This window comes from Paracoccus luteus (assembly GCF_004522155.1).
Lineage (GTDB): Bacteria > Pseudomonadota > Alphaproteobacteria > Rhodobacterales > Rhodobacteraceae > Paracoccus > Paracoccus luteus.
The window spans coordinates 508,888-521,014 of record NZ_SDEA01000001.1 but is presented as its reverse complement, the minus strand read 5'-3'; the positions used below and the strand labels follow the sequence as shown (position 1 = coordinate 521,014).

General features: G+C 70.1%; 12 protein-coding genes and 1 pseudogene. 6 read left to right on the top strand and 7 right to left on the bottom strand.

All coding sequences use genetic code 11. The features are described from left to right. The first annotated feature begins 54 nt into the window (after nt 1–54). Nucleotides 55–1,011 carry a helix-turn-helix domain-containing protein gene (locus EPA64_RS02525; protein ID WP_134724642.1) on the top strand — a complete coding sequence of 319 codons (957 nt, stop codon included), beginning with the start codon at nt 55–57 and terminating at the stop codon, nt 1,009–1,011. 413 nt (nt 1,012–1,424) lie between these two features. On the opposite strand, the gene EPA64_RS02520 is transcribed toward EPA64_RS02525, so the two are convergent. Continuing rightward, entirely contained in the window at nt 1,425–2,282 is an 858-nt protein-coding gene (locus EPA64_RS02520; RefSeq protein WP_134724641.1) for an RlmE family RNA methyltransferase, read from the bottom strand. Beyond that, a complete protein-coding gene (locus EPA64_RS02515) occupies nt 2,282–3,406 on the bottom strand; it encodes a Ppx/GppA phosphatase family protein (protein WP_134724640.1) in 1,125 nt (374 codons plus the stop codon). The genes EPA64_RS02520 and EPA64_RS02515 overlap by 1 nt, the downstream gene beginning before the upstream one ends. A gap of 190 nt (nt 3,407–3,596) precedes the next feature. Between EPA64_RS02515 and EPA64_RS16215 the strand changes: the two genes are divergently transcribed. From EPA64_RS16215 to purD, 3 genes are all read left to right on the top strand, one after another. Continuing rightward, on the top strand, nt 3,597–3,740 hold the full coding sequence (locus EPA64_RS16215; protein WP_167626546.1) for a hypothetical protein: 144 nt from the start codon (nt 3,597–3,599) through the stop codon (nt 3,738–3,740). Between the two features lie 4 nt (nt 3,741–3,744). Further along, complete coding sequence (locus EPA64_RS02510; protein ID WP_134724639.1) at nt 3,745–4,926, top strand: vWA domain-containing protein; 1,182 nt, start codon at nt 3,745–3,747, stop codon at nt 4,924–4,926. 68 nt (nt 4,927–4,994) lie between these two features. Continuing rightward, entirely contained in the window at nt 4,995–6,257 is a 1,263-nt protein-coding gene (gene purD, locus EPA64_RS02505; protein WP_134724638.1) for a phosphoribosylamine--glycine ligase, read from the top strand. 96 nt (nt 6,258–6,353) lie between these two features. On the opposite strand, the pseudogene EPA64_RS02500 reads toward purD, so the two are convergent. Next, nucleotides 6,354–7,290, bottom strand: a pseudogene (locus EPA64_RS02500) (ribose-phosphate pyrophosphokinase). Nucleotides 7,291–7,473: 183 nt separating this feature from the next. Between EPA64_RS02500 and EPA64_RS02495 the strand changes: the two are divergent. Next, complete coding sequence (locus tag EPA64_RS02495; protein WP_134724637.1) at nt 7,474–8,064, top strand: 2-hydroxychromene-2-carboxylate isomerase; 591 nt, start codon at nt 7,474–7,476, stop codon at nt 8,062–8,064. Next, nucleotides 8,061–8,840 (top strand): alpha/beta fold hydrolase, encoded by a 780-nt coding sequence (locus EPA64_RS02490; protein WP_134724636.1) that lies wholly within the window; start codon nt 8,061–8,063, stop codon nt 8,838–8,840. The genes EPA64_RS02495 and EPA64_RS02490 overlap by 4 nt, the downstream gene beginning before the upstream one ends. A 22-nt stretch (nt 8,841–8,862) precedes the next feature. On the opposite strand, the gene EPA64_RS02485 is transcribed toward EPA64_RS02490, so the two are convergent. The 4 genes from EPA64_RS02485 to EPA64_RS02470 form a co-directional block, all read right to left on the bottom strand. Further along, a complete protein-coding gene (locus EPA64_RS02485) occupies nt 8,863–9,213 on the bottom strand; it encodes an H-type lectin domain-containing protein (RefSeq protein ID WP_134724635.1) in 351 nt (116 codons plus the stop codon). A gap of 128 nt (nt 9,214–9,341) precedes the next feature. Further along, nucleotides 9,342–9,791, bottom strand: a complete 450-nt coding sequence (locus tag EPA64_RS02480; protein WP_134724634.1) for a F0F1 ATP synthase subunit epsilon — start codon at nt 9,789–9,791, stop codon at nt 9,342–9,344. Nucleotides 9,792–9,800: 9 nt separating this feature from the next. Continuing rightward, complete coding sequence (gene atpD / locus EPA64_RS02475) at nt 9,801–11,222, bottom strand: F0F1 ATP synthase subunit beta (RefSeq protein WP_134724633.1); 1,422 nt, start codon at nt 11,220–11,222, stop codon at nt 9,801–9,803. Between the two features lie 20 nt (nt 11,223–11,242). Continuing rightward, a complete protein-coding gene (locus tag EPA64_RS02470; protein WP_134724632.1) occupies nt 11,243–12,121 on the bottom strand; it encodes a F0F1 ATP synthase subunit gamma in 879 nt (292 codons plus the stop codon). Nucleotides 12,122–12,127: the final 6 nt, after the last annotated feature.

The window sequence follows — 12,127 nt, the reverse complement described above, 5'->3', positions numbered from 1 at the left end:
CGCAACCGCAGGCTTAGTCGTTCGTTTGCAACACCTTGCCCGCAGGCCGCCAAGATGAGCTTCGATCCGCTTCGCCAACTGGACACACCGCCCCGGGACGCGGGCGCCCCCCTGCGCGCCCCCGCATCGGTGCTGGACCCAAGCGTGATTGCGCCTGCCAAGCCGTCCGCGCCCGCGCCGCGCATTCCCGCCAACGACCCTGGCCCGGCGCCCACCCTGCGGCCCTATGCCGCCCGGCCGCGCCCGCCCGCGACCGGCGTCCGGCTGGTGCCGCTGGACAGCTTTGTCTGGGGCGGGACGGGCCGCCGGGCGGCGCGGGTGCGGGGCGATCACGCGCTGATCCGGGTCACGGCGGGGATAATGCGCATCGTTCTGCCCGGCGGCCACGCCGATCATGGCCAGGGGAACGTGATCTTCATCCCCGCAGGCACCGCCTTTGCCGCCCAGCCCCAGCCGGGCGCCGCCGGTCAGGTGCTGCTGATGACCCCCGCTTGCGCCGCCGGGCTGGACGTGCCCCTGCCGGCGGCGATGGTCGTCGGCACGGGCGCAAGCGATGCGTTCTCGGCCGATCTCGCGGCGCTGGCCGCGCGGGCGGCGGACCCGGTGGCATCGGCGACGGCGGCCTGCCGCATCGGCCTGATCTCGGCGCAGCTGCACCGGCTCGCCTCGGGTCAGCCGGTCGAGGGGCCGGCGCGGGACCGGCAGCTGGTCGCGGATTTCATCGACCTGGCCGGGCGCGAACTGGGCCGGGGCCGCACGCTGGCCGATCTGGCGGACGCGCTGGGAACCTCGGCCGGGGCGCTGGACCGGGCCTGCCGCGCGCAGCGTGGACGCGGCGCGCTGGATCTCAGCTATGACCTGCGGCTGGCGCGCGCCCGCGCGCTGCTGGCAGACCGGACCCGCAGCCTGGGCCAGATCGCAGATGAGCTGGGATTCACCGGCGCGGCCCACCTGAACCGCAGTTTCATGGCCGCGACCGGCCATCCGGCCGAGGCGTTCCGCCCGGTTTGAAGCGTGTGACGCATCGGGCATGGGCGCGGCATCGCGATCCGCGCCAGCCTGCTCCGCGTCCCGGCGAGGCCCGGTTCAGGCGGCGGGCAGCCCCTCATCCCCCCAAGACGCGAGTCGTAATCCCCGCGAGCATGCCCGGTGTCCTCGGCGAGGGCGGGTTCAGGCTGCGGGCTGCCCCTCATCGTTCGAGGCGCGGCCTCGTGATCCCCGCAAGCCTGCCCGGCAACCCCGGCGAGGGCGGGTTCAGGCGGCGGCCTGTCCCTCATCGCCCCGAGTCGCGGCCCTCGTGATCCCGCAAGCCTACCCGACGTCCCCGGCGCGGCCCGGTTCAGGCGGCGGGCTGTCCCTCATCGCCCCGAATCGCGGCCTCGTAATCCCCGCAAGCCTGCTCGGCGTCCCCGGCGGCGCCCGGCTCAGGCTGCGGGCTGCCCGTCATCAGACGTGGGCGCGGCATCGCCATCCGCGCCGGCATGCCCCGCGCCGCCCCGCGTGTCGTCCGGCCGACCCCAGAACCCCGAGGCGACGACGAATTTCTCGGACGAATCCGACCGGCTTGCGGGGGGCTTGACGTTCGCCACCTTGGCAAAGTTCTGCTTCAGGATCGCCTGCAATCCTTGTTCCGCGCCGCCCGCCAGCACCTTGGCGACAAAGGTGCCGCCCGGTTCCAGCACGTCAAAGGCGAACTGCGCCGCCGCCTCGACCAGCGCCACGATGCGCAGGTGGTCGGTGCCCTTGTGGCCCGACGCGGACGCCGCCATGTCCGACATCACCACGTCGGCGCGCCCGCCCAGCCAGCCCTTGACCAGCGCGTCGGCGTCGTCGGACAGGAAGTCCAGCTGGTGGATCTCGGCGCCCGCGATCGGGTCCACCTCTTGCAGATCGACGCCCAGCACCGTGCCGCGCGGCTTGCCCGACCGTTCCCCCAGCGCGTTCACCCGGGCCACGGCGACCTGGCACCAGCCGCCGGGCGCGCAGCCCAGGTCCACCACGCGGGCGCCGGGCTTCAGGAAACCATAGCGGTCGTCCAGTTCGAGGATCTTGAAGGCGGCGCGGCCGCGATAGCCTTCGCGCTTGGCGCGCGTGACATAAGGGTCGTTCAGCTGCCGTTCCAGCCACAGCGTGCTGGACAGCTTGCGCCCCTTGGCGGTCTTGACACGCACCCGCAGGTCGCGCTGGCCGCGGCCCGAACTGGCCTTGCCGGCGCGGCTGCCCGCGCCTCCGCCGCCTGCCCCGCCACCACCTGCGCCGCCGCTTTTGCTGCCGTCCGCCATCATGCCACTCCGTTCAGCCCCTCGGGCGCCAGCACCCCATCGCGCACCATCTGGGCATAGAGCAAGCCCTCGCGCAGGCCCCGGTCGGCCACCGACAGCCGGGTGGTCGGCCAGACCCGCATCAGCGTCTGCAGGATCGCCGCGCCCGACATGATCAGCGCGTGGCGTTCGCGCCCGATGCGCGGGTCGGTCCGCCGCCCTTCCGGGCCCAGCGCCAGATAGTCATGGATCACCCGGTCGATCTGCGTCGTGGTCATCACCAGCCCGTCCACCTTCGTCCGGTCATAGCGTTTCAGCCCCAGGTGGCTGGCCGCGACCGTCGTCACCGTGCCGGACGTGCCGATGATCTGAAAGTTCTCGGCCGGCAGGCGGGCCGTCGCATAGGGCGAGAAATTGGCCAGCATCTCCTCGAAATGCCAGCTCATCAGGGCAAAGCGGCCGGGGTCGTCCTCGACGTCGTCGAACTGGTCGCGCAGCGTCGCCACGCCCAGCGGCACGCTGATCCAGTCCACCACACGGGCGCCGCCCGGCGCGGCGCCACCAAAGCCGTCGGCCAGCCGCATGATGGCGCGCGGCCGCTCGGGCGGCTCGACCCCGGACAGGTCGATCCAGACCAGCTCGGTCGAGCCGCCGCCGATGTCCACGACCAGCAGCTGTTCGGTCCGCAGGCTGACCAGCGGCGCGCACGAGATCACGGCGAGCCGCGCCTCTTCCTCGGCGCCGATGACCTCGACGGGCAGGCCCGTCTCGCGCCGGATCGCGCGCAGGAAATCGCGGCTGTTGCGCGCGCGCCGGCACGCCTCGGTCGCGACCAGGCGCATGCGCGTGACCCCGTGGCTGTCCAGCTTGCGCCGGCAGACCTGCAGGGCATGCACCGTCCGCGCCATGGACTGGCGCGACAGGCGGTTTGATGCCTCGAGCCCCAGCCCCAGCTGGACGGGTTTCGAGAAGCTGTCGATCACCTGGAACTGACTGCCCGTCGGGCGGGCGATCAGCATCCGGCAACTGTTGGTGCCCAGATCGAGCGCCGCGTAAAGCGACGCGTCGTCGGGCTTGCGGGCGCAGGCAGGCTCAACCGTCGGTATCGGGAACGCGTCCGCACCCGCGGGACGCCTGGGCGCCATGACGAACGCCCTCCACTATCAAGTTATCCCCAAGCTAGACGCGCGCCGCGCGCCGATCAACCCTTGGGCAGAAATTTGCCCGCCGCAGACGGACCCCGCATCGGGTCCGGCCCTTGTGCCGCGCGGCGCCCCGCCCTAGAACCGCGGCGAACCCAAGGATTGCCCATGATCGTCATCGCCGCCGTTGTTCTTGGCGCCCTGCTGGGCGATCTGCGCGCGCAAGCGGGGCGGCAACGGCAAGGACCGGCTGCAATACGCCGCCGTGCATGCCATCGCGCTGGCGATCGCCGGATTGTTCGTGACGATCCTGATCGACCGCGCCATGCGGGGCTGACGCCGTGTTCCGGCCCTTTCTCGACTCGCTGCGCCGGCACGGGGTTCCGGTCAGCCTGCGGGAATGGCTGGACCTGATGGGCGCGATGCAGGCGGGGGTGGCGGGCTGGTCGGTGGACGATTTCCACACCCTGGGCCGCGCCATCCTGGTCAAGGACGAACGCCACATCGACCGCTATGACCGGGCCTTTGCGGAAAGCTTTGCAGGTCTTGAAACCGTCCCGGTCGAGGCGCTGGTCAGCGAGACCGCCCTGCCCCGCGAGTGGCTGGAGAAGCTGGCCGAGAAACTGCTGACCGACGAGGAAAAGGCCGCCGTCGAGGGCGCGGGCAGCTTTGAGGCGCTGATGGAAAAACTGCGCCAGCGCCTGGCCGAACAGCAGGGCCGCCATCAGGGTGGCAGCAAATGGATCGGGACGGCCGGCACCTCGCCCTTTGGTGCCTATGGCTATAACCCCGAAGGGGTGCGGATCGGGCAGACCGAAAGCCGCCACCGCCGCGCCGTCAAGGTGTGGGACAAGCGCGAGTTTCGCGATTTCGACGACAGCGTGGAACTGGGCACCCGCAACATCAAGGTCGCGCTGAAACGCCTGCGGCAGTGGGCGCGCCACGGCGCGGCGGACGAGCTGGACCTGCCCGCGACGATCCGCGCCACCGCCGATCACGGCTATATCGACGTGCAGACGCGCCCGGAACGCCACAACGCGGTCAAGGTGCTGCTGCTGCTGGATGTGGGCGGGTCGATGGACGACCACGTCCGCGTCGTGGACGAGCTGTTCTCGGCCGCGCGGTCCGAGTTCAAGCATCTTGAGCATTATTATTTCCACAACTGCCTGTATGAGGCGGTGTGGCGCGACAACCGCCGCCGCTGGGACCGGACGGTCCCGACCTGGGATCTGCTGCACCGGTTCGGCCGCGACTGGAAGGTGATCTTCGTCGGCGACGCGTCGATGTCGCCCTATGAGATCGTGGCGCCCGGCGGCGCGAACGAACACTGGAACCCCGAGCCGGGGCAGTTGTGGCTGCGCCGCGCGATGGAGACCTGGCCCGACCATGTGTGGCTGAACCCCGTTCCGCGCCAGCACTGGGGGCACACGCCGTCGATCGGGATGATCGCCGAGATCTTCCAGCGCCGCATGATGCCGCTGACGCTGGAAGGGCTGACCGCCGCCATGCGCGTGCTGGGCTGAGGGCGGCCGGCCCTTGCCGGGCTGAGCCGATCCCCCTAAAGCCCCACCGACAGCAGAGGGGTTGTCCCATGAATATCCTGATCCTTGGCGGCGGCGGGCGCGAACATGCGCTGGCTTGGGCGATCCGGCAGAACCCGAAATGCGACCGGCTGATCGTGGCGCCCGGCAACCCCGGCATCGCCGCCATCGCGCGCTGCGCCGATCTGGCGATCACCGATGACACGGCGGTGGCGGATTTCTGTCAGGAACACGCCATCGACCTGGTCGTGATCGGCCCCGAGGCGCCGCTGGCCGCGGGCGTCGCCGATACGCTGCGCGCCGCCGGGATTTCCGTCTTCGGCCCGTCGCGCGCGGCGGCCATGCTGGAGGCGTCCAAGGCCTTCACCAAGGAAATCTGCGACGCCTGCGGCGCGCCGACCGCCCGATGGGCGCGGTTCACCGACGCCGCCGCCGCCCGCGATTACGTCGCGGCGCAGGGCGCGCCCATCGTCGTCAAGGCCGACGGGCTGGCCGCCGGCAAGGGCGTGACCGTCGCCATGACCGAGGGCGAGGCCCGTGCCGCCGTCGATGCCGCGCTTGGCGGCGCCTTCGGCGCGGCCGGGGCCGAGGTCGTGATCGAGGAGTTCATGGAGGGCGAGGAGGCCAGCTTTTTCGTCCTGTGCGACGGGCGCGACTGCCTGCCCATCGGCACCGCGCAGGACCACAAGCGCGTCGGCGAGGGCGACACCGGGCCGAACACCGGCGGCATGGGGGCCTATTCCCCCGCGCCGGTGCTGACCGACGCGATCCAGCGCGCGGTGATGGCGCAGATCGTCCAGCCGACGGTGGACGAGATGGCGCGCCGTGGCACACCTTTCCAAGGCGTGCTGTATGCCGGGCTGATGATCCGGGACGGGCGCGCGCGGCTGGTCGAATACAACGTCCGTTTCGGCGACCCGGAAGCACAGGTTCTGATGATGCGGCTGGGCGCGCAGGCGCTGGACCTGATCCAGGCCTGCGCCGAGGGGCGGCTGGCCGAGGTTTCGGCCAACTGGGCCGACGATCACGCGCTGACGGTGGTGATGGCGGCCGACGGCTATCCCGGCGACCCGGTCAGGGGAACGGCCATCGGCGGGCTGGACGGCGCACCCGAATCCGCCCTGCAGATGATGTTCCACGCCGGCACGGCCGAGGTTGACGGCCGCATCGTCGCGGCGGGCGGGCGGGTGCTGAACGCCACCGGCCGCGGCGCGACGCTGGCCGAGGCGCGGGACCGCGCCTATGCGCTGGTCGATGCGGTGGACTGGCCGCAGGGTTTCCACCGCCGCGACATCGGCTGGCGGGCGCTGTGACGCGGCCCGGGTGGGCAGGGCCACGCATCGCTTCCCGGTGATGACGGGCGCCCCGCAGGGTGCGTGGTCCCCCACGCACCATCGCGGCCCTGACGCTTACATCGCCGAATAAAGCCCCTCATAGACCGGCTGCAGCGTGTCCAGTTCGAACAGGCTGGACACCGAGGTGCCGTTCCAGATCGACATGATCGCCTGCGCAAACAGCGGCGCGGTGGGCACGATGCGGATGTTGCGGGCGGTCTTCACCCGCTCGCAGGGTTCGATGGAATCGGTGATGACCAGCGATTTCATGACCGATTTCTCGATCCGGTCCACCGCCGGGCCGGACAGGACGCCGTGGGTGATATAGGCGTGCACCTCGGTCGCGCCGTGATCGACCAGCAGTTGCGCGGCCTTGACCAGCGTTCCGGCGGTGTCGCAGATGTCGTCCACGATGATGCAAGTCTTGCCCTCGACATCGCCGATGACGGTCATGTCCGCGATCTCGCCGGCCTTTTCGCGGCGCTTGTCCACGATGGCCAGCGGCGCGTTGATGCGGGCCGCGATCTCGCGCGCGCGCCACGCCGCCGACGTCGGGGGACACCACCATCAGATCGTCCATCCGGCCCTTGAAGTGGTGCATGACGTCCAGCGCAAAGATCGGCGCGGCGTAAAGGTTGTCCACGGGAATGTCGAAGAACCCCTGGATCTGCGCGGCGTGCAGGTCCAGCGTCAGGACGCGGTCCACCCCCGCCTCGGTCAGCAAATTGGCGACCAGCTTGGCGCTGATCGGCGTGCGGGCCTTGGCGCGGCGGTCCTGGCGGGCATAGCCGAAATAGGGGATCACGGCGGTGATGCGCGCGGCCGACGACCGGCGCAGCGCGTCGGCCATGATCAGCAGCTCCATCAGGTTGTCGTTCGCCGGGTTCGACGTGGGCTGGACGATATACATGTCCTCGCCGCGCACGTTCTCATACACCTCGACAAAGATTTCCTGGTCGTTGAACCGTTCGACCCGAGCATCGACGGGTGTGACGTTCATGCCGCGATGCATCGACATGCGCCGCGCGATGGCGGTCGCCAGCGGCCGGTTGGCATTGCCGGCGATCAGCTTGGGTTCGGTCATGGCGGGCATGGGATCTCCGGTCTTGGGTCCGCGGGCGGGCGGGGGAATCGCGCGATTGCGCCCCGATTAGCACCGCGATAGCGTCCCGGCAAACCGGCGAAGGGGTGCAGCATGGCGCAGATCGACTATTACTTCGGGACGATCAGCCCCTGGGCCTATCTGGCCGGCGACCGGCTGGAACAGATCGCGGCGCGGCACGGCGCGCAGATCACCTATCGGCCGCTGGACATCCTGCAGCTGTTCGACCGGACCGGGGGCACGCGTCCGGCCGACCGTCACCGGTCAAGGATGGAATACCGCGCCCAGGAACTGCCCCGCTGGGCCGATCACCTGGGCATGCCGCTGCGGATGGACGTGGCGATGACCAACATGGCGCCGTCTTCCTATGCCATCATCGCCGCGCAGGACGCGGGCGGCGACGTGGCCGGGCTGGTGCAGCGGCTGCTGGCCGCGCGCTTTGCCGATGGCCGCGACATCGCCGACGATGCGGTCATCCGGCAGGCGCTGGCGGACGCGGGCTTTGATCCCGCGCTGGCCGACCGCGGGCTGTTCGTGGGCGCGGAAACCTATGGCCGCAACCTTGAACGCGCGGTCGAGGCGGGGGTCTTCGGCTCGCCCTTTTATGTCGTGACCGACAGCGGGCAGCGGTTCTGGGGTCAGGACCGGCTGGCGTTCCTGGACCGCCATCTGGCGACGCTGTGAACGGGGTTCACTGGCGGCACTGGCCCGGCGCGGCGGACCGTCCGGCCATCGCGCTGCACTGCATGCTGGGCAGCGGCAGGAGCTGGGGACCGATCGCCGACCGGCTGGACGGCCGCATCGACCTGCGGGCGCCGGACTGGCCGGGACACGGCCGCAGCGCCGCATGGCAGCCGGGGCCCGGCCCCGACATCACCACCACGGCGGCGCGGCTGGTGGGCGCCGCCATCGACAGGCCGCTGGACCTGATCGGGCACAGCTTCGGCGCGGTCGTGGCCTTGCGGATCGCCGTCGCCGCACCGCAGGCGATCCGCAGCCTGACCCTGGTCGAGCCGGTTCTGTTCGCCGCCCTGCCCGCCCGCGACCGCGACGCGGACGGGCTGATGGACCGGCTGCTCGCGGCCGAGGCCGCCGGCGACCGCGCCGGTGCGACGCGCATGTTCATGCGCCATTGGGGCGGGACCGACCCGGACGCCGCGCAGGCACCCGCCCGCGCGCAGATGCAGGCGCAGATGGCGACGGTGCTGGACAGCATGCCCGATCTTTACGACGACCGGGGCCGCATCCTGCGCGACGGCGGGATCGAGGCGATCGAGGCGCCGGTGCTGCTGATCTCGGGCGCGCAGTCGCCCCCCGGGATACATTCCATCGCCGAGGCGCTGGCGGCGCGGATGGCGGATGTCGGACGCGCGACGGTGCCCGGCGCGGGCCACATGGCGCCGCTGACCCATCCCGACGCGGTGGCGGGGCTGATCGCCGCCAACTTGGACCGGGCCTGACCACAAGCGGATGGTCCCCGCCTTAATCGACGTCGAACGTGTCCAGATGCGGGACGGGGCCGATGGCGATCCAGTCCGCGCGCACCCGCGCGACCTGCGTGTCGCCCCATGTCTTGAACAGCAGCACGAACCCGGCCTCGCCAACCTCGACCGGGGCGATGTCGGCGCGCTGGTTGTGCCCGACACCCATGTCCCACATGCCCAACCCCACATGAACGACCGGGGGCGACAGGAAGGATTGTGGAAAGCTGACCGGAAAGCGCACCGACCGCGCGCCCTCTCCAGTCCACATCTCGCCCCCGTCCTCGAACGCCGAGAACAGGATCTGCGACCCGCGCAGCACGCCGATCGCGGCATGGTCGAACCGCAGCATGGGACACTCTCCGTCAGGTTGCGGCGGGCGCGAGTCGCCCCGCCGTCCTGGGGGTGAGTATGACATGAAAAGCCCCGGCGAAATGCCGGGGCTTGCATTTTATCCAGTTTGCGCCGCGACTTGCGCGGTCAGTCCGGGACGGTGGACTGGTTCGGGTCCAGCCCGATATGGGTGCCCAACGCCTCCATGTCGCCCAGCATCTTGGCGGCGGCGGCGACGAATTCCTCGCCCGCCGTGCCGCGCCTTGCCTCGGCGCTCTGCTTGGCGCGCTGCGCGTCGCGCATCATCTCGTTATAGATGTCCTGCGTGATGTCCGCGCGGGCGTGGCCGCGTTCCGCCAGCAGGCTGACGCTGTCGCCGGTGATCTCGGCAAAGCCGCCGGTCACGGCGAACTCGGTCGCCGTGCCCTGCCCGTCCACGACCGTGACCAGACCCGGCCGCAGCGTGACGATGGTCGCGGCGTGGCCGGGCATGGCGGTCAGATCGCCGTCGATGCCCGGCAGCCGCACCTCGCGCGCGGGAACGGACACGAGGTTCCGTTCCGGCGACACCAGGTCGAACTGCATCGTGTCGGCCATGTCGCCCCCTTATGCCGCGTCGGCCGCAAGGCGCTGCGCCTTGGCCTTCACGTCCTCGATCCCGCCGACCATGTAGAAGGCCGCCTCGGGCAGGTGGTCGTATTCGCCTGCGACCACCGCCTTGAAGCTGCGGATCGTGTCCTCGATCGGAACCTGCACGCCGTCGGACCCGGTGAACACCTTGGCGACGTCGAAGGGCTGCGACAGGAAACGCTGGATCTTGCGGGCGCGGGCGACGGTCAGCTTGTCCTCTTCCGACAGCTCGTCCATGCCGAGGATGGCGATGATGTCCTGCAGCGACTTGTATTTCTGCAGGATGCCCTGGACGTCGCGGGCGACGCCGTAGTGTTCCTCGCCGACGACCGCCGGATCGAGGATCCGCGAGGTCGAGTCGAGCGGGTCAACCGCCGGATAGATGCCCAGTTCCGAGATCGCGCGCGACAGCACCGTGGTGGCGTCGAGGTGCGCGAACGAGGTCGCGGGCGCCGGGTCGGTCAGGTCGTCGGCCGGAACATAGATCGCCTGCACCGAGGTGATCGACCCCGCCTTGGTCGAGGTGATGCGTTCCTGCAGCGTGCCCATGTCGGTGGCCAGCGTCGGCTGATAGCCCACGGCCGACGGGATGCGGCCCAGCAGCGCCGACACCTCGGAACCCGCCTGGGTAAAGCGGAAGATGTTGTCCACGAAGAACAGAACGTCCGTGCCCGACTGGTCGCGGAACTGTTCGGCCAGCGTCAGGCCGGTCAGCGCCACGCGCATCCGCGCCCCCGGAGGCTCGTTCATCTGGCCATAAACCAGCGCCACCTGCGATTCCGCCAGGTTGTCTTCCTTGATGACGCCCGATTCCACCATCTCGTGGTAAAGGTCGTTGCCCTCGCGGGTGCGCTCGCCCACGCCGGCGAACACGGAATAGCCCGAGTGAACCTTGGCGATGTTGTTGATCAGTTCCATGATCAGAACGGTCTTGCCCACGCCCGCGCCGCCGAACAGGCCGATCTTGCCGCCCTTGGAATAGGGCGCCAGCAGGTCGATGACCTTGATGCCGGTGACGAGGATTTCCGAGCTGGTGGCCTGCGCCGCGAACTCGGGCGCGGGCTGGTGGATCGAGCGTTTCTCGCTGTCGCCGACAGGGCCGCGGTCGTCGACCGGCTCGCCCACGACGTTCAGGATGCGGCCCAGCGTGACGTCGCCCACCGGCACCATGATCGGACCGCCGGTGTCGGTCACGGCCGCGCCGCGGACCAGACCCTCGGTCGCGTCCATCGCGATGGCGCGGACGGTGTTCTCGCCCAGGTGCTGTGCGACTTCCAGCACCAGTTTCTTGCCGTTGTTCTCGGTGTTCAGCGCGTTCAGGATCGCCGGCAGGTGGTCGTCGAACTGAACGTCCACGACCGCGCCGATGACCTGGGTGATCTTGCCTGTGGCTGCCATCTTCTACCCCTGCGTTTCGGTCAGAGCGCCTCGGCGCCCGAAATGATTTCGATAAGTTCCTTGGTGATCGCCGCCTGCCGCGACCGGTTGTAGACGGTCGTCAGGCGGTCGATCATGTCGCCGGCGTTGCGCGTGGCGTTGTCCATGGCGGTCATCCGCGCGCCCTGTTCGGACGCGGCGTTTTCCAGCAGCGCGGCAAAGACCTGGGTCGCCACCGAACGCGGCAGCAGTTCGGTCAGGATCGCCTCCTCGCCGGGTTCATAGTCGTAAAGCGCGCTGGCGCCGCCGGTGTCGCTGCCGCCCTCGATCACCGCGGGGATGATCTGGCGGGCGGTCGGCACCTGGCTGATGACGGATTCGAACCGGCTGTAGAACAGCGTCGCCACGTCGAAATCGCCGCCGTCGAAACGGTTCAGGATCTCGTCGGTGATGCCGCGGGCGTTCTCATAGCCCACGCGCTTGACCTCGGACAGATCGACGTGATGGACGAACCGCTGCCCATGCTCGCGCTTCAGCTGCTCGCGGGCCTTCTTGCCCACGGTCATGATCGCGACGGTCTTGCCCTGCCCGGCCAGCTCCTCGGCACGCTGGCGGGCCAGCTTGACGATCGAGCTGTTGAAGCCGCCGGCCAGACCGCGTTCCGAGGTCAGGACGACCAGCAGATGGCGCTGGTCCGACCCGGTCCCGGCCAGAAGGCGCGGCGCGCCCTCGGACCCGGCGGCGGCGGCCGTCAGCCCGGCCATGACCGCCGACATGCGGGTGGCATAGGGGCGCGCGGCCTCGGCCGCCTCTTGCGCGCGGCGCAGCTTGGCGGCGGCGACCATCTGCATCGCCTTGGTGATCTTGCGCGTGTTCTTGACGCTGCCGATCCGGTTCTTCAGATCCTTGAGGCTGGGCATTGTCCC